Source organism: Pseudomonas sp. ICMP 8385 (assembly GCF_002699915.1).
Classification (GTDB): Bacteria; Pseudomonadota; Gammaproteobacteria; order Pseudomonadales; family Pseudomonadaceae; genus Aquipseudomonas; species Aquipseudomonas gessardii.
The window spans coordinates 23,019-41,283 of sequence record NZ_LKBY01000112.1 but is presented as its reverse complement, the minus strand read 5'-3'; the positions used below and the strand labels follow the sequence as shown (position 1 = coordinate 41,283).

The 18,265-nt window shown below is 59.1% G+C and carries 17 protein-coding genes; 11 read left to right on the top strand and 6 right to left on the bottom strand.

Going from position 1 to position 18,265, the window contains the following annotated elements:
- Positions 1-27: 27 nt before the first annotated feature.
- Complete coding sequence (locus AO268_RS20360) at positions 28-972, top strand: Dyp-type peroxidase (RefSeq protein WP_099169635.1); 945 nt, start codon at positions 28-30, stop codon at positions 970-972.
- Between the two features lie 3 nt (positions 973-975).
- Here the strand turns inward: AO268_RS20360 and AO268_RS20355 are convergent, their stop codons facing one another.
- From AO268_RS20355 to AO268_RS20345, 3 genes are all read right to left on the bottom strand, one after another.
- Complete coding sequence (locus tag AO268_RS20355; RefSeq protein ID WP_099169634.1) at positions 976-2,037, bottom strand: YkvI family membrane protein; 1,062 nt, start codon at positions 2,035-2,037, stop codon at positions 976-978.
- An 82-nt stretch (positions 2,038-2,119) separates the two neighbouring features.
- On the bottom strand, positions 2,120-2,500 hold the full coding sequence (locus AO268_RS20350) for a RidA family protein (RefSeq protein WP_076960896.1): 381 nt from the start codon (positions 2,498-2,500) through the stop codon (positions 2,120-2,122).
- A 27-nt stretch (positions 2,501-2,527) separates the two neighbouring features.
- A complete protein-coding gene (locus AO268_RS20345; protein WP_099169633.1) occupies positions 2,528-3,664 on the bottom strand; it encodes an NAD(P)/FAD-dependent oxidoreductase in 1,137 nt (378 codons plus the stop codon).
- A gap of 192 nt (positions 3,665-3,856) precedes the next feature.
- Here AO268_RS20345 and AO268_RS20340 point away from each other — a divergent pair, with 192 nt between their 5' ends.
- Positions 3,857-4,453: a helix-turn-helix domain-containing protein gene (locus AO268_RS20340; protein ID WP_076960898.1), complete on the top strand. Its 597-nt coding sequence runs from the start codon at positions 3,857-3,859 to the stop codon at positions 4,451-4,453.
- A gap of 13 nt (positions 4,454-4,466) precedes the next feature.
- Here the strand turns inward: AO268_RS20340 and AO268_RS20335 are convergent, their stop codons facing one another.
- The 3 genes from AO268_RS20335 to AO268_RS20325 all read right to left on the bottom strand — a co-directional run bounded on the left by AO268_RS20335 (position 4,467) and on the right by AO268_RS20325 (position 6,808).
- A complete protein-coding gene (locus AO268_RS20335; RefSeq protein WP_099169632.1) occupies positions 4,467-5,366 on the bottom strand; it encodes a LysR substrate-binding domain-containing protein in 900 nt (299 codons plus the stop codon).
- A 57-nt stretch (positions 5,367-5,423) separates the two neighbouring features.
- The gene (locus AO268_RS20330; protein ID WP_099169631.1) at positions 5,424-6,176 is read right to left on the bottom strand and encodes a maleate cis-trans isomerase family protein; all 753 of its coding nucleotides are present in this window, start codon (positions 6,174-6,176) and stop codon (positions 5,424-5,426) included.
- Positions 6,177-6,310: 134 nt separating this feature from the next.
- Positions 6,311-6,808 carry an Lrp/AsnC family transcriptional regulator gene (locus tag AO268_RS20325; RefSeq protein WP_076960901.1) on the bottom strand — a complete coding sequence of 166 codons (498 nt, stop codon included), beginning with the start codon at positions 6,806-6,808 and terminating at the stop codon, positions 6,311-6,313.
- A 194-nt stretch (positions 6,809-7,002) separates the two neighbouring features.
- Between AO268_RS20325 and AO268_RS20320 the strand changes: the two genes are divergently transcribed.
- From AO268_RS20320 to AO268_RS20280, 9 genes are all read left to right on the top strand, one after another.
- Positions 7,003-7,836, top strand: a complete 834-nt coding sequence (locus AO268_RS20320) for an alpha/beta hydrolase (RefSeq protein WP_076960902.1) — start codon at positions 7,003-7,005, stop codon at positions 7,834-7,836.
- Positions 7,833-8,774 (top strand): tryptophan 2,3-dioxygenase, encoded by a 942-nt coding sequence (locus AO268_RS20315; RefSeq protein ID WP_099169630.1) that lies wholly within the window; start codon positions 7,833-7,835, stop codon positions 8,772-8,774. Before AO268_RS20320 ends, AO268_RS20315 begins: the two co-directional genes overlap by 4 nt.
- 5 nt (positions 8,775-8,779) lie before the next feature.
- Positions 8,780-10,000 (top strand): kynureninase, encoded by a 1,221-nt coding sequence (gene kynU / locus AO268_RS20310; protein ID WP_099169629.1) that lies wholly within the window; start codon positions 8,780-8,782, stop codon positions 9,998-10,000.
- 172 nt (positions 10,001-10,172) lie between these two features.
- Positions 10,173-11,567 (top strand): amino acid permease, encoded by a 1,395-nt coding sequence (locus tag AO268_RS20305; RefSeq protein ID WP_099169628.1) that lies wholly within the window; start codon positions 10,173-10,175, stop codon positions 11,565-11,567.
- On the top strand, positions 11,564-12,619 hold the full coding sequence (locus AO268_RS20300; RefSeq protein WP_083743018.1) for a carbon-nitrogen hydrolase family protein: 1,056 nt from the start codon (positions 11,564-11,566) through the stop codon (positions 12,617-12,619). Before AO268_RS20305 ends, AO268_RS20300 begins: the two co-directional genes overlap by 4 nt.
- Positions 12,609-13,727 carry a cupin domain-containing protein gene (locus AO268_RS20295; RefSeq protein ID WP_099169627.1) on the top strand — a complete coding sequence of 373 codons (1,119 nt, stop codon included), beginning with the start codon at positions 12,609-12,611 and terminating at the stop codon, positions 13,725-13,727. The genes AO268_RS20300 and AO268_RS20295 overlap by 11 nt, the downstream gene beginning before the upstream one ends.
- Position 13,728: 1 nt before the next feature.
- On the top strand, positions 13,729-14,646 hold the full coding sequence (locus AO268_RS20290; RefSeq protein ID WP_099169626.1) for a fumarylacetoacetate hydrolase family protein: 918 nt from the start codon (positions 13,729-13,731) through the stop codon (positions 14,644-14,646).
- 111 nt (positions 14,647-14,757) lie between these two features.
- Positions 14,758-16,026, top strand: a complete 1,269-nt coding sequence (locus AO268_RS20285) for an OprD family outer membrane porin (RefSeq protein WP_099169625.1) — start codon at positions 14,758-14,760, stop codon at positions 16,024-16,026.
- 247 nt (positions 16,027-16,273) lie between these two features.
- Positions 16,274-18,133 (top strand): calcium-binding protein, encoded by a 1,860-nt coding sequence (locus tag AO268_RS20280; RefSeq protein ID WP_099169624.1) that lies wholly within the window; start codon positions 16,274-16,276, stop codon positions 18,131-18,133.
- Positions 18,134-18,265: the final 132 nt, after the last annotated feature.

Genomic DNA, 18,265 nt, shown 5'->3' with positions numbered 1-18,265 from the left:
GTGGAGCTGCGTGTGGAACCCCTGACGATGAACCCGAATAGTGATCCCCAGTCTGTGTGTAGCCCTATTACCAGCGCTGCCATATTCATGGTCGCCACCCTTGCCCCCGGCAATGAGGCGGCCAAGACCGTGCGTGAGTGGTGCGGCGATATCGCCGGCCTGACACGCTCCGTCGGCAAGCGCGTGCCCGATGGCAACCTGACCTGTGTCTGCGGCTTTGGCTCGACGGCCTGGGATGCCTTGTTCGGTAGCCCGCGTCCGGCGTCCCTGCATCCGTTTCAGGCGGTCGGTGTGGTGGGGCGCATGGCGGTCTCCACGCCGGGGGATGTGCTGCTGCACATTCGCGCCGATCGGATGGACCTGTGTTTTGAACTGGCCACGCACATCATGGCGGCCCTCGGCGATGCGGTGAGCGTGGTCGATGAGGTCCAGGGTTTCCGCAATTTCGATATGCGCAGCATCATCGGTTTTGTCGATGGCACCGAGAACCCCACCGGGCGCAAGGCCGTGGGCTTTACCATCGTCGCCGAGGAGGATCCGGCGTTCAGCGGTGGCAGCTATGTCCTGGTGCAGAAGTACCTGCACAACATGCCAGCCTGGAATGCCTTGTCCACCGAGGCCCAGGAGCGGGTGATCGGGCGTACCAAGCTGTCGGATATCGAGCTGGGGGATGACGTCAAGCCGAGCAACTCCCACAGTGCCTTGACCACCATTACCCAGGATGGCGAGGAAGTGAAAATCCTGCGCGACAACATGCCCTTTGGCCGGCCGGGAGCGGGGGAGTTCGGCACCTATTTCATCGGCTATGCGCGCTCACCGCAGCCACTGGAACTGATGCTGCAGAACATGTTTGTCGGCCGGCCCGCCGGCCATTATGACCGCCTGCTGGACTTCAGCACGGCGGTCACCGGCGGTTTGTTCTTTGTGCCGTCTGCTGATCTGCTGGAGGCGTTGGCCGAGCGCGCGCCTTAGCGGTTAATAAGCCCGGGAGGCCAGGCGTCCCGCACGTAGCCAACCAACGACCACGGCGCCAATCAGCAAAAAGCCCAGGTAACCAAACAGTGGATAGACCTGGCCCACCAGGCTGACAAACCCGACCAGGCTGCCGGCAAACGCCAATGCGCCGGCGGCGGCTGAGCCGAGGCGGAATGTGCGGGTGCCTGCCGGCAGCAATCGGGCCGAAAAGGAATACAGGGTGCCGACAGCGGTATTGACGATCATCAGGAAAATGATCACCGCCATCAGCAGGCCGAGGACCGGCGAAACCTCCGTGGCGATGGACAGCATGGGCATGGGCAGGTCCGCCACGCTGTCCAGGCGCGACAGCAGGCCCAGGCTCATCACCAGCATCAGCAGCCCGAGCAACGCGCCGCCGAAGATGCCGCCCCAGATCGCCTGTTTCTCGGATTTTGCGGCGCCGCCCATGATCGCAAGAAACGGCACCCCCGCCACGATGTTGTAGGACACGTACAACAACGCGCCCAGCAGCCAATGGCTCGCGCCGGCGTCTTGCTGGCTGGCCAGCTGGTTGAGTTCACCGAAACCCAAGCCCCGGGTGGCGACGCCATACAGGGCAACGCCTGTCGCGGTCAGGATCAACAGCGGTGTGACGGCGCCGATCATGCCAATGACCTTCTTCACATCCAGGCACACGATCGCGACCACCAGCAGGGTCACCGCCGCGCTGCCGAACAGGGCGGGGATGGCGAACTGTTGTTCCAGCAAGGCCCCACCCCCGGCCAGCATGACCACCGTCACCGCAAACATGAAAAAGGTGATCATCAGGTCGACAAAGGTGCCCAGGTAACGCCCGCACAGCGCATGCACCACGTCCTTGTGGGACTTGGCCCGCAGCCGGCTGCCCATGCCCGCCAGGGCCATGCCCAAAAAGATGAAGAGCGCGGCGCTGACCACCGACCCCAGCAGCCCCCAGATGCCGAAATCCACGAACATCAGCAGCAGCTCCCGACCGGAAGCGAACCCTGCTCCGACAATGACACCAACAAAGGCACCGGCGATTTTCAGACTTTCTTTCATGACGATTTGCCTCACATTATTGTTGTTATGGCTTGAGGGTAGGCCACTGCTCATGGCCTCCCGGGGCATCGTGCTGGGTCAATCAACGGGCGCCGAGCCACGCCTGGACTTCGATCTCGACATCGACCCCCAGCGCCAGTTGGGTGCCGCCGACCGTGGAGCGCACCGGGAAACCGTCGTGGAAGTGGCGCTTGTACACCTCGTTGAAGCCAGCGAAGTGCTGCATGTCCGACAGCCACACCGTGGCCTTGATCACGTGCTCGAAACCCGCCCCGCATTCGGCCAGGGTCTCGCCGATGCGGGCCATGGCCGCCTCGGTCTGCTCGCGGATATCACCGAGCACCACCTCGCCCAGGGGGGTCATGGGGACTTGCCCGCTGAGGTACAAGAAATCACCGACCCGGATGGCCTTGGAGAACGGGTAGGGCAGGTGGCTGGGGTAACGCTGGAAGGTGTCAGACATGGCATGCAACCTCATTGGGATGATGGATTAACGCAAGCGGCCAGGGGCCAGGCGCTGGGGCTCGACGCCCTGGCGGCGCAGGGTGTCGGGGAGGGGTTGATCGAGTAATTGGCTACAGGCCAGTTGCGACACACCGGCTGCGGACTGAATGCCATAACCGCCCTGTGCCGCCAGCCAGAAGAAACCTTCGCAATGATTGTCCCAGCCGACCACCAGGTCACCGTCGCCGACGAACGAGCGCAGGCCGGCCCAACTGTGGCGTGGGCGGCGAATGGTCAGGGAAGTGGCGGCCTCGATGTGGTAGATGCCGGTGGCAATATCCAGCTCTTCGGGCATCACATCCTGGGGCGGGACGGGATCGGCGTTGGCCGGTGAGCCGAGCAATTGCCCGGCGTCGGGTTTGAAGTAGAAGCTTTCATCGATGCCGATTACCGCCGGCCAGCGTGAGCAGTCCATGCCCTCGGGGCCGTCGAAGGTAAAGGCGGTACGTCGGCAGGGTTGCAAGCCAATGGGCGGCACACCGCACTGCTGTGCGACCTGGTCTGCCCAGGCACCTGCGGCATTGACCAGGTGGCGTGCGCGCAGTTGGCGGCCGTCGGCCAGGGTCAGGTGCCAGTGACGGCCTTCGCGGGTGGCGCCACTCAGTTGCGCATCGCAGTGCAGCACGCCACCGGCGCGGCGCATGGCCCGTAAAAAGCCTTGGTGCAGCCCATGGACGTCAAGGTCGCGGGCGTCGGTTTCGAGCATCGCCCCGGCTACCGCCTCGGGGCGCAGGCAGGGCACCCACGCCAGGGCCTGCTCGGTATCGATCAATGACACATTGGCGGCCTGTGCCTGGCTGGTGGCGAAGGTGTGTTGCAACAGCGATTGCTGCGCCTGGCTGGCGATGTACAGGCAGCCACGGGGTTCGAGCAGCGCATGTTCGGTGAAGTCGGTTGGCGGCTGCTCATAGAAGTGGCGGCTGGCGCGGGTCAGGGCCTGGATCTGCGGGGTGCCATAGCTTTCCATGAACATCGCGGCGGAGCGTCCGGTGGCGTGGTAACCCGGCTGGCTTTCACGTTCGAGCACCACGACGCTGGCTTGTCCGGCCAGGCGATAGGCCAGGGAGGCCCCGGCAATGCCACCGCCAATGATGGCGAAATCGAAACATTCGCTGTCGTGCATCGCGAGTACCTCCTGTGTCTGGGACTGTTTGTGGGGAGAGGGCCGCAATGCCCTGTCCTCTGTTTTTGTAATTCTCAGATAAGAGAAATGTAAGATATGAGAATTTCCCAGTCAACCCATAACCTTGAGGTATTATTCAGCCCCATGCCCTGGCTCAGTCCCAGTCACCGTTTTGTACAACAGAGAGTCTGCATGAGTTCCACGCCCCATCCCTTGATAGATCGCGCCCAGGTCGGTGCTCGCCTGCGGGCTATCCGCAAACACCAGAAGTTGACGCTCAAGCAATTGTCCGAGCGCTCAGGCGTGGCGTTGTCGACCTTGTCGAAGATGGAACTGGCGCAAGTGTCGGTGAGTTACGAAAAACTGGCCGCCGCCGCGCGGGCCCTGAGTGTGGACATTGCCCAGCTGTTCAGCCCGGGTAAACAGGGGGGCAGCGCTGTACAGCCGACGGCGGTTCGCACCGCCATCGACGGGGCGGCCGGTTACAGCACGGGCAATTATGACTATCACCCGATGGCCGGGGATTTCCCCGGGCGCAGCATGACGCCGATGTATGCGCGGATCTTTGCGCGGGAACTGAGTCAATTTGAAGACTACATCCGTCACCCTGGGCAAGAGTTTGCGGTTGTGCTGTCAGGCCGTGTGCGCATTCAATTTGAAACGGGCGAATCCCTGCGCATCGGCTGCCGCGAGACGGCCTATTTCAACAGCGCCATCGGCCATATTTACCTGGCAGAAGGCGAGGAGGGCGCGGTCGCCGAAGTGATGGTGGTGATGTCGGAGTACTGAGGTCATCGGCAGCTCAAGCGCTGGGCACGGCGTCGACCGCCAGCAGATGGTCCAACAGCAGTTGCGCTGCCACGGGCAGGGCGTCGCGCGAGGCTACGCACAACGCCAGTTCCCGCTGGGCCCAAGGCTCATCCAGGGGCAGGACCCGCGTGTTGGGCAGGTTGTAAGTGCGCGCGCTGCCTTGGGGCAGGATGCCGATGCCGATACCCGCATCGACCATAAGGCACAACGCGTCATAGCTGGACACTTCCATGCGCAATTTCAGTGTGCGGCCCAGGTCGTTGGCGGCCTTGATCATCTGGAAGTTCAAGTGGGTGCCGCTTTTGAGGGCGACAAACTCATCATCGAGGGTGGCGTGGAAGCGAACGCTGGTCTCATTGGCCAGCGGATGATCCTTGGGCACGAGCAACACCAGGCGATCGCGGCGAAACGGAAAAACCTCGATATCCGCGCCATGGGGCATATGGGTAAAGAGGCCGATGTCGGCCCGTTTTTCGGCAATGCCCCGGGTAATGGCCAGGCTTTCCTGTTCTTCCAGGGTGATGGTGATCAACGGGTAAAGCGTCATGAAGGATTTGAGCAGCGCCGGCAGAAACTGACTGATCGCCGAGATGTTCGCCAGCACCCGCACCGAGCCGCGACGGCCATCGGAGTAGTCCCGCATTTGCACGGCGATGTCGTTGAGGTTGTTGAGTGCGCTTCGCGCAAGATACAGCAAGGAAATACCCGCTTGCGTCGGGGTAATGCCTTTGTTGGTACGTACCAGCAGGCTTAAGCCGAGGGATTCTTCCAGTTCGCTCAAGCGTTTGCTGACCGCCGCCGCGGCGATGTGTTCGCGCTGGGCGGCGGCGCTGATCGTGCCCTCTTCAATGACACTGATAAACAAGCGTAGGGAGACGGGATCAAGTTTCATTGCCGGCTCCAATTTGCCTGCCTGAGTATGACCCATACTAACCGCTACGCTTGAAGATCAGAATGCACCGGACAACAGATAACCGGCGTTCGGGACTTGGGCTTTCAAACCCAGGGTCTTGAGGATCTGGTAAACAGTGCTCACCGAGGCTGACAGCACCGGCATGGCGAGGCGATCCTGGACGATTTGGATGGCCGGCAGCGAGGGCATCTGGACACACGCCGACAGCACCACGCCGTCGGCTGAGCTGATGTTCAGGCGATCGGCATGAGCGATCAGGTTCATCGGGTCCAGGCGCCCGACGGCCAGGTTATCGGAGACCTCCAGGCTGATGGAGTCCGTCACCTCGATACCAGCCGCTTCGATGTAGTCGATCACCTGTTGCGTCAGGGGCTTCATGTAGGGCGTCACAATCGCCACTTTCTTCAAACCCAGCACATTGATGCTGTCGATCAGGGCACCGGCGGAGCTGAGCACCGGCGTCGGTGCCTGATTGCTTTGCACGACCTTGGACAGGCGCGCCTGGGACACTTTGTGGTAACCCGGGCCCTGGCACATGATTGCGACCAGGCAAGCGTAAGCCATGACATCACAGCGCGCATCACTCAGCTCCAGGGCACAGCGATCACTGTCGGCATCCATTTTTTTCAGCTCGTCGTGGCTGACATTCTTCATGCGCATGCGCGCGGAATGAAAACTGAAGCGCTCCTCGGGAAACTGGGCGTAACGAGACGTCAGCATTGCCGGGATTTCAGTCTCCATGGTGGTATTGGAGCTTGGAACGATTTGACCGATACGAAAGTTTTTCATGGCTTGACCCCCTCTGAAATAAGCTCGCGCCCAAGGCGTTTGCCTGTGTGGGGGCATGTTAAGAGGGGGTTATGGCCCCGTACATCAGTGGTTCGCGAGCCCACCATCGTCAACGGCGATGGCGGCGGGTGCCATTACTGGCTGAACAGGTAGGGCATGCCTTGCAGGGGGAGGCATTGGGTTTCCTTGATTTCGTGCATCACGAACGTGCTGCGCACTTCCTTTACATGGGGCAGGGCAGCCAGCACCTTGCGGCTAAAGTTTGCAAAGGTGTCCAGGTCGGGGGCGACGACCCGGATCAGGTAGTCGTCCATCCCCGAGAGGATGTAGCAGCTCAGTACATTGCTCAGCCTGGAGACGGCCTGCTCAAACTCTTGAGCGTGCTGTTCCATGTGGGAAACGATTTTCACGAAGACAAACGCATCGATGCCAAACCCCAATGCCTTGCGATCCAGTTGCAAGCTGTAGTCGCGAATAATGCCCGCGTCCTCCATGCGCTTGACCCGACGCCAGCACGGTGACACCGAACTGTTGACCTTTTCGGCCAGGTTGGCCATGGAAATGCGGGGGTCACTCTGCAGGACGCAGAGGATTTCCCGATCCAGTGCAGACAGTTCGATAGCGGCAGGCATGTGCGGGTCCTCAGGCAGGAAAAAGAGGGTATTTTTGTATTTATGCGCGGCAGGTGGAAAGACTAACCATTTTTTGCCTTCGATTGGAAACGAATAACCGGGCGACGTCGTTTTTTGCCAGCAGACAAGCAAAATTTACCTGGCCGATCTCCCTAAAATGAAACCGTCAAAACAAACGATTGGCGGGCGTACTCATGGCAATGTCGCTAACGGCTCTGGAACGAGCCTACTCACCCAGCTCTGTCGCCCCGGACTTTATGTCCGTGGTGCTTCAATACCGAGCGCTCAGTGATCTTATGTGTACCCGGCATGCCGCCACGCGTATTGAGTACGGCCAGGGTGCCGATGAATATTCAATCCTGTTCGAGCCGGCCACCCAGGCCGCGTCATCGATGCTGGTGTTCATCCACGGCGGCTACTGGCAAGAGCTTTCGGCGCAGGACTCTTGCTTCCCGGCCGAGGGCCTGCTCGCGCACCACATCGCATATGCGGCCATCAACTATAGCCTTGCCCCCGCCGCGAATATCTTTGATATGGCCCGGCAATGCTGCCGTGCCCTGGAGGCGCTGCAGGCGGCCCGGCCGAACTGCCGGATAGTGATCGCCGGCAGTTCGGCCGGCGCACACCTGGCGGCCATGCTGTTGACCTTCGACTGGCGCGCACGCGAAGGCGGCCAGCCACCTTTTGCCGCCGCGCTGTTGATTTCCGGGATTTACGACCTGCGTCCGTTGATCCCGACCTACATCAATACGCCGCTCAAGCTGACCCTGGATTCGGCGCTGGCGTTAAGCCCCCAACTGCAACCGATTGTCAGCCCTTGCCCGACGGTTGTGTGCTTTGGCCAGCAGGAAACCGATGCGTTCAAGCAGCAGAGCCGCGACTTTGCACAGCGCCTGATCAGCGTGGGGGCCGACGTCTCCTTGTATGAAGTTCCAGGGCGTAATCACTTCGATATCGTTTTTGATATTTCCCAGTCAGCCACCTTGATTGGCGCTGACGTACTGCGGTTGTCAGGAGTACCACAATGAAAAAAACACGAAGCCGGCACATTCCCCTGGTGCGTGATCCCGCACTGGAGTTGTCCTTGGTCAGGCAGATTGATCAGACGAGCCACGAGAGCCGGGAAAAAAGCGTCAAGCAAACCTCGGGCCAGCCCATGGTCGACTTCGATGGGACCAGTAACCCTTACATCGACTATCACCGCAACGATTTGCTCCTCAGCACCCAGCATATGCGCAGTGAAGGTCATGATGAGATGCTGTTTATCCTGATCACCCAGTGCACGGAGCTGACGTTCAAGGCGATCCATTTTGAAGCCTACAATTTCCAGCGCCGTATCCAGGAAGACGACCTGCCCGGGGCCCTGGTCCTGATCCCGCGGATCAAGCGCCTGTTCGAGTACCTGATCAAAACCTGGGACGTGCTGTCGACCATTACCTCTGAGGGCTTCAATGAGTTTCGCAATAACCTGGGGATTTCTTCAGGCCAGCAGTCCTACATGTATCGCCATGTCGAATTCATTCTCGGCAATAAATCGGTGCGTCTGGCCCAGGCCCATGCCAACAACCCGGATGTCTATCCCTACCTTGAACAGGCGCTGAAATCCCCCAGCCTGTATGACGACGTGTTGCGCTATCTGCACCGCCGTGGGGTGGCAATGCCCGCGGATGCCCTGGAGCGCGACTGGTCGCAGGCCTATGTCGTCAATGCGGGCGTGGAGGATGCGTGGATGACGGTGTACGCCGATCCTTCTGCGGAAAATGACCTCTATCAGTTGGGCGAAGGGCTGACCGAGATTTCCGATTTGTTTTCCCAATACCGCTGGCGGCACTTCAGTTCGGTCGAGCGCATTCTGGGCTTTAAACCCGGCACCGGAGGATCGGCAGGCGTGGCGTGGCTCAAGCACGTGGTAGAGCACCGATTCTTCCCGGAGCTTTGGACAATTCGTACACGGTTGGGAGCTTGATCAGTATGTTGGGTACAGAAAATGTGGCAGGCACGGATCCGTTGGCATCGATGCGCGAGCGTTTCACGATACCGGAAGGGGTGACTTATTTTGACGGCAACTCGCTGGGGCTGATGCCAAGGAGCGTGGGCCCGAAGGTCACTGAGGTGGTGCAAAAGCAATGGGCGCAGGGCCTGATCCGCTCCTGGAATGATGCCCACTGGCGTGACCTGGCCACCCGCACCGGGGAAAAAGTGGTCCGTCTGATCGGTGCCGGCCCCGGCCAAGTGGTGGCCTGTGATTCGACCTCGGTCAATCTGTTCAAGGTCCTGGTCAGCGCGGTCAGGCTGCGTCCAGGCCGCACGCGGATTGTGACGGACATCGATTCCTTTCCAACCGATTTGTACATCATCAATGAAGTGGCCAAGACCCATGGCTTGATTGTGGATGCCGTGCCGGCGGCCAGCATCCCCCAGGCCCTGGATGTGGATGTCGCCGCCGTGGTGTTGACCCATGTCGATTACCGCACGGCACATATCCACGATATGCAGGCCTATACCCGGGCCTGCCAGGCCGCCGGGGCGTTGATGATCTGGGATCTGTCGCATACCGCCGGGGCAGTGCCTTGCGAACTGGATGCCTGTGAAGTCGATTTTGCCATCGGGTGTGGCTACAAGTACTTGAATGGCGGCCCCGGCGCCCCGGCGTATCTCTATGTTGCCAAGCGCCATATCGAGCAATGCGAACAACCTCTCACAGGCTGGTTTGGTCATCGCGCGCCGTTTGACTTCGACCTTGAGTACGCACCGGCGCCAGGGATTGAGCGCTTCTTCTGCGGGACGCATCCGGTGCTGGGCTTGTCAGTGTTGCACAACGCCCTGGATGCTTTTGAGGGTGTCAACCTGCAGGCGCTGCGAGCCAAGAGCACAGCCCTGACCCGCCACTTCATGGAGGCTGCGCAACACAGGCTTGCAGCCCATGGCTTTGTCATCGCCTCGCCCATGGACGATGCACAGCGTGGCAGCCATGTATCGCTGCGGCACAAGGCGGGATACGAAATCATGCAAGCCCTGCAGAAACGCCAGATCATTGGCGACTTCAGACTGCCCGATTTCATGCGTTTCGGTTTTGCCCCGCTGTACAACAATGTTGATGAAGTGGAGCACTTGGTCAGCGCACTTGAAGAGATTATGGTCAACCGTGAATGGTTGGTTATTTCCGGTGAAGAACGCAAAGCCTTCACCTGAACAAGTTGTTTTAGAACGTTGATTTGATTGGATGGTGTTTTATATCCGGCACTCCGGTGCCTGATAGTTTTTGTCTCGGCCCTATTACGCATAAAAAACGCGATTGCCCGCTCAGGGTAGCGCAATAACTTATAAGGCTTAATGAACAGTTCTGCTGTTCAGAGGATGACCTATGTCTACTGTAGATGGTATTACGCAGCGGGAAAATGGTTTAAAGAGGCTATTGAGCAAACCGCAACTGACCATGATTGCAATCGGCAGTGCCATTGGCACTGGCCTATTCCTGGGCAGCGGCACAGCGATCGGCATGGCAGGGCCGAGCGTCATTCTGAGTTATGCGATCAGCGCCCTGGTGGCATTTATCCTGATGGCCTGCTTGAGCGAGATGGTGGTTGCGCACCCGGTTACCGGGTCGTTTGGCGCCTATGCCGAAGTGTACCTGGGCGGGCTCGCCGGTTTTTTGGTGCGCTACGCGTACTGGATTTCCGTGGTGCTGGTGATTGGCACTGAAGTCACCGCGATTGCGGTCTACATGCAGTATTGGGCGCCGGGGTCGCCCGCCTGGTTATGGATTGCCATCTTCTCCGGCGCGATTATTTATTTGAATACGCAAACCGTCAAAGTGTTTGGGGCTTTTGAATACTGGCTGGCGTTTTTCAAAGTGGCGGCGATTGCTGCATTTATTGTGATCGGTAGTTATATCGTGTTTAAAACACCTGCCGACAGCGGTATTGGCTTCGATAATTATATGGAGGGGGCAGGTTTTTTCCCTAATGGGTTCTTTGGGACCTGGTCGGCGGCCATTATCGCGTTATTCAGTTTTATTGGTATCGAGTTTATCGCCGTGGCCGCCGGCGAGGCGGACAATCCAGGCGCTGCGGCAAAAAGCGCCTTCAAGTCGGCATTGTTTCGCCTGGTATTTTTCTACATCTTCACCGTGGCGCTCATGGTCGCCATTGTTCCATGGCAAATGGCCAATGAACGTGAGAGCCCCTTTGTCCTGGTGATGAAGTTGATCGGGATCCCGGGCAGCGCGGGCATCATGAACTTTGTGATCCTGACGGCAGCGTTGTCGGCGATGAATGCCCAGTTGTATGTGGCCTCACGCATGATCTTCAGCCTGTCCCGTACAGGCTATGCCCCGAAAATGCTGGGTAAGGTCAGCGCCAAGGGGGTGCCGCTCAACAGCTTGTTTTTCTCGACATTCGGCGTGGCCGCTGCGGGCTTGTGCAGCGTGCTGTTGGACCAGGGCACCTTCATTTTGATGATGTCGATTGCCATGTTCGGCGCGCTCTTTACCTGGCTGATGATTTTCATCACGCATTGGCGCTTTCGCCGCCATTACCAACACCACAACCTCACGCTTGCTTTCAAAGTCAGAGGTTTTCCGTGGACCACGCTGGTGGGGGGCACGCTGATGGCGGCGTTGCTCGGCACCACGCTGCTGGTTCCACAGTTTCGCATGACGCTGGTGACTGGCGTGCCACTGCTCCTGGTGCTGGCCATCGCCTATCGCTGCATCCATCAGCGCCTGCCCACGCTGGCTACCCTGGAGGAGAAGGGATGAAGATCTATCCGCCGTTCATTGCCGCCGCTGTACAAGCCGCACCGGTGTACCTGGAGGCTGACGCCACGGTTGAACTGGCCTGTCGCTTGATTGCCGAGGCCGCACACAACCAGGCGCGCCTGGTGGCGTTTCCTGAAGTCTTTGTGGCTGGCTATCCCTACTGGAACTGGACGATGAACCCCGTAGAGGGCAGTGCGTGGTACGAGCGCTTGTATGTGAGCGCCATTGATGTGCCCGGGCCGCAAACCGAGCGGCTGTGCGCGGCTGCCCGGCAGGCCAACTGCGTTGTCGTCATCGGGGTGAACGAGCGCGGTGCCCACAGCTACGGCACGCTCTACAACACGGTGCTGATGATCAGCGCGCAGGGCCACCTTATCGGGCGCCACCGCAAGCTGGTGCCCACCTGGGCCGAGAAGCTGACGTGGACCGGCGGCGATGGCAGTTCGTTAACGGTCCATGAAACCGAACTGGGACCGATCGGCGCCCTGGCCTGTGGCGAGAACACCAATACCCTGGCGCGGTTCAGCCTGTTGGCCCAAGGCGAACTCATCCACATTGCCAACTACATTGCCTTGCCCGTGGCGCCCGACGACTACGACATGGTCGAGGCCATCAAACTGCGCGCCGCGGCCCATGCCTTTGAAGGCAAGGTCTTCAATATCGTGTCTTGCTCGGCGATCTCGGAGCCGATCATCACTGCCGTGGCCGGGGACGATCCCAAGGCCCGGGCCATGCTGGAGCGCAAGAACAGCGCGTTTTCCGGGATTTTCGGCCCCGATGGTCGTTTGCTGACTGAGCCGTTGATTGACCGGGAAGGCATCGTCTACGCGCAGATCGACCTCAGCAAATGCATCCAGCCCAAACAGATGCACGACATCGTCGGTCACTACAACCGCTTCGATATCTTCAGTCTGTCGCTCAACAAACGCCCGCTCGAGGCGCTGAATATCATCACTCAAGAACCCCTCGCTTGCCCTCGCGTGCCGCTGGGCACAGAGGCGTCGCCCAATGACGAGAGGTTCACTGCTGGAGCTAGCCGCCATGAAGGATGACAACGTTGAAGGCCGCGCCCGAGTCGTCAATACACCGCAGCTCAACGCGTATTACGAGCAGCTTGCCGAATACGAGGCGGGGGCCTTGTGGACGGTGGCCAATGACATCGAGCCCTGGGAGCCCAAGGCCCATTCGGTTCCGATGATTTGGCGCTATCAGCAACTGCGTCCCCTGGTGCTGCGCTCCCTTGAACTGGTCCGCCCGCAAGAGGCGGGACGCCGGGTCATCATGTTGGTCAACCCCAAGCGGCACGATGTCAGCGCGGCGGTCGGCCTGTTGTACACCGGCCTACAGGTCATGAACCCGGGGGAGGCGGCCTCCGCGCATCGGCACATGGCGTCTGCCTTGCGCTTTATCATCGAAGGCGAGGGCGCCTATACCATCGTCGAGGGCGAGCGGGTGAGCCTCAACCGCAATGACTTTGTGATCACCCCCAATGGCACCTGGCATGAACACGGCAATGACACGGGAAGCGGTCCTTGTATCTGGCAGGACGGGCTCGATATTCCGCTGATCAACACCCTGGAGGCGAACTTCTACGAAGTGCATCCCGACTTGCACCAGCGCGTCACCCGGCCCCTGGATGCGTCATACAACACCTACAGCCATGCCGCTGTCAGGCCCCTGGAGCCGGATTGGCGCAAAGCCTATTCACCGTTGCTGAAGTATTCGTGGACACACACCTACGAGGCGCTTTGCCAATACGCGCAAGCCAGCGAGGGCTCGCCGTTCGACGGGGTGATGCTGGAGTACGTGAACCCGCTGACCGGCGGGCCGGTCATGCCCACCCTGGGGGCCACTATGCAAATGCTGCGGGCCGGGCAAGCGACCCGCGCCCACCGTCACACGGGCAATGTGATCTATCACGTGGCCAAAGGCTGCGGGTATTCAATCATCAATGGGCAGCGCTTTGACTGGGAGGAACACGACATTTTCTGCGTACCTTCCTGGGCGTGGCACGAGCACGCCAACCTGTCGCCGGACGACGATGCCTGCCTGTTTTCATTCAGCGATTTTCCCGTGATGAAAGCCCTGTCGATCTACCGCGAAGAGGCCTATGCCCTGAATGGCGGCCATCAACTTATGACTCAAGGTCAGGAGAACTGATATGCGTTTGGTAACCTACCAGAACCGTGCTCGCACCGATGCGGCCCGTCTTGGCGTATGGCTCGGTGAGCGTGTGGTTGATGTGGCGCGCCTGGCCGCCAGTGCCGGCCAGACACTGCCGGACTCCATGCTGGGCCTGATCGATGCCGGCCCCGATGCACTGGCGTTACTGGGCCGGTTATGTGACCCGTACGCCGACCAATGGCCGCCAGGCACCTCGACCTGGCGGGACAATGTGCACCTGCTGGCGCCCATTCCACAACCGCGCAAGAACATCTTTGGCATTGGTCTTAATTACCGTGAACACGTCGCCGAATCCAGTCGCAGCCTGGACACGGCGGCGCAACTGCCGTCACAACCGGTGGTGTTCAGTAAGCCGCCAACCAGTGTGATCGGGCCCGGCGATGGGATCGAACACAACGCCCAACTCACCCAGCAACTGGATTGGGAAGTGGAACTTGCGGTGGTGATCGGGCGCCAGGCCAAAGGCATTGCCGAATCGCAGGCCATGGATTACGTGTTCGGTTATACGGTGATCAACGACATCAGCGCGCGGGACAATCGCCGGGCCGGGCAGTGGATCTTCTCGAAGGGGCAAGACACTTATTGCCCCATGGGACCTTGCCTGGTAACCGCCGATGAAATCAAGGACCCCCACAACCTGGCGCTGACGCTCAAGAAAAATGGAGAACTCAAGCAAGAGTCCAATACACGCCATATGTTGTTCAGAATTCCCGCGTTGATTGCCGACATTGCTAGTGCAATTACCCTGGAGCCGGGCGACATCATTGCCACAGGCACCCCCTCGGGTGTGGGAGCCGGGCGCACGCCGCAAGAGTGGATGGTGCCCGGGGATGTTATTGAGGCCTGGGTAGAGGGTATTGGCCTGTTGCGCAATCCCGTGGTGAACAGTCAATAAGCGCAAGGGCTGTTTGACTGGCGTGTTCTTGTTGTAGCTCCTACTTAACTTAAATGATGACTTGGGTGTGTCCTTGCGGATATGCCCACGACTTTGCTCGGGTGTATGAATATGAATAATAAAAAAGTATATGTCCTGATCGTTGTGGCCGCTGCGTCCATGCAGGCACAAGCCGATGAACCATTGCCCGCCAATGGGTTTATTCAAGACAGCAGCCTGAATGTTTTATTAAGGAACGCGTATATCAGCCGCGATTACAAAGACGGCAATCAAGACAAGGCCGAATGGGGGCAGGCGATAAGCGCCAGGTTCACCTCTGGATTTACTGAAGGGTTCATCGGGTTTGGCGTCAACAGCTTTGCTGACTACGCTGTTCGCCTGGATGGCGGCAAGGGTCGCAGCGGTGCTGGCGGTATCGATTTTTTCAAACAGGGCGACAGTGGGGCGCCTGCCGATGACATTGCCAAGGCTGGCGCGTCAATCAAGCTGCGTCTCTCCAAAACCGTCGTTGAATATGGTGACCAGATGCCGGTGTTGCCGGTCTTGCGGCATGACAGTGCCCGCCTGTTACCGGATGCCTACACCGGCACCCTGATCACCTCCAGAGAGCTTGAAGGGCTGGAAGTCAATCTCGGCCGTTTTACGGCGCAGTCCAGGAAAAGCGCCGAGGGGCGCGACAGTGGCGGGCTGGACAGGATCGATGTGTACGGGGTGCGCTATCGTTTCAACAATCGCCTGAGTGCAGCGCTGTACGCTTCAGATATCCAACAGGTCTTGAAGCGCCAATATGCCAATCTGCTGTATGAAATGCCGCTTGAGAAAGAGCGTTCCCTGACCGTTGACTTCAATGCCTATAAAACCCGCCTGGACAAAGACTTCGCGGCCGGGGCAGGTCGGGACAATGTGATCTGGAGCCTGGCCGCCACCTATAAGACGGGGCCTCATGCGTTCATGCTTGCCCACCAACGCAATACCGGGGACACCGGATACATTTACGGTCGCTATCAAAATGCCGGTGGGGTGGGAGACAGCAATGGCACGATTTATGTGGCGAACTCCTACTGGTCTGACTTCAATGCCGAAGATGAGCGTTCCTGGCAGTTGAGCTATGCCTATGATTTTGGCGCCAGCGGGGTACCCGGGCTGAGTTATCGGGTGGCCTATGTACGGGGTGACAACATCAAGACGCAGAGCACCGGTGACGGCCGGGAGACTGAGCTGTTCAATCAATTGCAGTATGTGGTGCAAAGTGGCAAGGCCAAGGACCTGAGTTTCAAGGTTCGCAGTTCGCACTTGAACGTCTCCAATAAAGCGAGCAATTACAATGTAGGGGGTAACGAACTGCGCATTTTTGTTGATTACCCGATCAGTATTTTCTGAGGGGCGGTAACGTTGATGGGGTAATAAGCGACAAAAGAACATATTTGCCTATATATAAGGCAAATCTGCCAATGTTCAATTTCCAGGCCCTGCCGATAAAACAACCCTGTAGGGTTGGCGCGGGCTCGGAACACCAGATCTATTAGAGATTTAAGTCCAGGCTCAGAAGTTTTGATCGTAGTAATAAAATGCTGTATTTCCAACTGCTTGTTTTTTCTTGAAATTCAACTTACAGGAAAAATGAATCATGGCGATATTTGATTACAAAGGGCAAGACGCCCGTACGCTCATTTCTGATGCCTGGAACCTGGCCACCTACGCCAGTGGTGTTGCCACCGTCGGGGTGCTTTACAACATACCCGGGGCGGTCCTTGGCGAGGGCAACACCTTCACTCTTCCCCAGGGTTGGCGTGAGATTAATGCCAGCGAGCTGAATGTCGATAAAAGCCATCTGGACCTTACGGGGAGCTTCACCGGCGGGGATGTCCTCGGTGCCCAGGCCCGGGTGTTCGGGCAGTACGACAGTAGTGGCCAGTTGACCAAAATGGCTTTTGCCTCTGCCGGTACCAACTCGCTGATCGATCTGGCAGGCTGGCCAGCCATGATCGACAACTCTTATATCAACGGTTTCGATTACCTGTTGGATGCCGTCAAGGATTACGCCATCGGCAAAAACCTCAGCGGCAAAGACGTACTGGTTACCGGCTACAGCCAGGGAGGCTCGGTGACCAACAGCATGTTCCTGGCCAAGGACACTCTGGCAGATGGCTTTTTCAAAGACTCGGACTATTTCGGCATGGAGTCGCCCAAGGTCGGCAACGACAGTGGCATCTTCAACTTTGGCTTTGAAAACGATGTGGTGCACCGGCTGATCGGCGAAGAAACCAACCTGGGCAGCGCCGCCATCGACGCCCTGACCGGCAGCGATATCAACTACACCTCGACCACCGACAACATTGTGCTCTTCGACACGATCTACGCTTTGCCTACCTGGCCCAATGGTCCGTTCTCCATTGCCAACCTGACAGGCTGGGCTGCCCACCTCGAAGGCATTTTCATCAACCCCATCCAGACCATCAGCCAGTCGACGTTCTACGACTACATCGAGCGTGACAGCACCATCATCATCAGCAACCTCGACCCGATCAGCCGCAGCTTCACCTGGGTCAGCGACAAACCGACGGCGACCTCCAACCACTATGGCACCCCGGCGTTCCTGCTCGGGACGTCCAGCGCCGATAAGCTGCAAGACGGTCGCCACGATGACTTCCTCGATGGCTTTGCCGGCGACGACAGCTTCCGGCTCAGCACCGGCACCGATACCGTGGCCGGCGGTGCGGGCAACGATAAGGTGTTCCTCAAAGGCGCCGCGGCGAACTATGAAGCGGTCAATCTGAGTGACGGTACCGTGTTCCTCAACGATACGAGCGGCCAATACGGGCTCAAGGAACTGCGCGGCGTCGAGCACGTAGAGTTTGAAACGGCCCTGGCCACCAATGCCAGCCAATTGCCCTTGATCGGCAATTTTCTCAGCAGCATCGGCCAGGCGTTGACCCCGGCCTACACCATCACCAGCGGCAAGCTGGATTACGAAGGCTGGTTTGGCCAGGACAAGTCGTACAACAAAGCCATTGAAGGCACCACGCTGGCTGACAACCTCAATGGCACCAGCGGCCGTGACCTGATGTTTGGCCAGGCCGGTAACGACACACTGAGTGGCGGCGGTGGCAATGACCTGTTGCACGGTGGCGCGGGCAACGACACCTTGTTGGGCGGTAGCGGCAATGACCAGCTTTATGGCGCCGCCGGCAACGATATCCTGGTGGGCGGCCAGGGCAACGATCTGCTCAGTGGCGGCGTCGGCAGTGACGTGTTTGTCTTCGACCAGGCAGGCTTTGGCCAGGATCGGATCAGCGACTTCAACATTCACCAGAACGGGCTGGATGTGCTGGTGTTTTCCAAGTCGCTCTTCGCCTCTACCGATGCGGTGATCAGTGCCGCCAGCCAGCAAGGCAATGACACGCTGATCCAGGCCGGAGACGCCAGTGTCACACTGGTGGGCTTCAACCCGGCGAATCTGAGCGCGGATATGCTCAGCCTGGTCTGAGAAACACACCGGTGTTAACGGCGCCACCTTCTTTTGCAAAAGAAGGTGGCGCCCAGTGACCGGCTGCCATCCACGCCACGCCGGCCGCGTCGCCAGCCAGTTTGCAAGCGTTGCCGAAAACCTGTTCCCAAC

Excerpts from the sequence above, each read along its gene's own strand:
- AO268_RS20360 (WP_099169635.1), top strand. The coding sequence starts at position 28 with ATGAACCCGAATAGTGATCCCCAGTCTGTGTGTAGCCCTATTACCAGC.
- AO268_RS20355 (WP_099169634.1), bottom strand. The coding sequence starts at position 2,037 with ATGAAAGAAAGTCTGAAAATCGCCGGTGCCTTTGTTGGTGTCATTGTC.
- AO268_RS20350 (WP_076960896.1), bottom strand. The coding sequence starts at position 2,500 with ATGTCTGACACCTTCCAGCGTTACCCCAGCCACCTGCCCTACCCGTTC.
- AO268_RS20345 (WP_099169633.1), bottom strand. The coding sequence starts at position 3,664 with ATGCACGACAGCGAATGTTTCGATTTCGCCATCATTGGCGGTGGCATT.
- AO268_RS20340 (WP_076960898.1), top strand. The coding sequence starts at position 3,857 with ATGAGTTCCACGCCCCATCCCTTGATAGATCGCGCCCAGGTCGGTGCT.
- AO268_RS20335 (WP_099169632.1), bottom strand. The coding sequence starts at position 5,366 with ATGAAACTTGATCCCGTCTCCCTACGCTTGTTTATCAGTGTCATTGAA.
- AO268_RS20330 (WP_099169631.1), bottom strand. The coding sequence starts at position 6,176 with ATGAAAAACTTTCGTATCGGTCAAATCGTTCCAAGCTCCAATACCACC.
- AO268_RS20325 (WP_076960901.1), bottom strand. The coding sequence starts at position 6,808 with ATGCCTGCCGCTATCGAACTGTCTGCACTGGATCGGGAAATCCTCTGC.
- AO268_RS20320 (WP_076960902.1), top strand. The coding sequence starts at position 7,003 with ATGGCAATGTCGCTAACGGCTCTGGAACGAGCCTACTCACCCAGCTCT.
- AO268_RS20315 (WP_099169630.1), top strand. The coding sequence starts at position 7,833 with ATGAAAAAAACACGAAGCCGGCACATTCCCCTGGTGCGTGATCCCGCA.
- kynU (WP_099169629.1), top strand. The coding sequence starts at position 8,780 with ATGTTGGGTACAGAAAATGTGGCAGGCACGGATCCGTTGGCATCGATG.
- AO268_RS20305 (WP_099169628.1), top strand. The coding sequence starts at position 10,173 with ATGTCTACTGTAGATGGTATTACGCAGCGGGAAAATGGTTTAAAGAGG.
- AO268_RS20300 (WP_083743018.1), top strand. The coding sequence starts at position 11,564 with ATGAAGATCTATCCGCCGTTCATTGCCGCCGCTGTACAAGCCGCACCG.
- AO268_RS20295 (WP_099169627.1), top strand. The coding sequence starts at position 12,609 with ATGAAGGATGACAACGTTGAAGGCCGCGCCCGAGTCGTCAATACACCG.
- AO268_RS20290 (WP_099169626.1), top strand. The coding sequence starts at position 13,729 with ATGCGTTTGGTAACCTACCAGAACCGTGCTCGCACCGATGCGGCCCGT.
- AO268_RS20285 (WP_099169625.1), top strand. The coding sequence starts at position 14,758 with ATGAATAATAAAAAAGTATATGTCCTGATCGTTGTGGCCGCTGCGTCC.
- AO268_RS20280 (WP_099169624.1), top strand. The coding sequence starts at position 16,274 with ATGGCGATATTTGATTACAAAGGGCAAGACGCCCGTACGCTCATTTCT.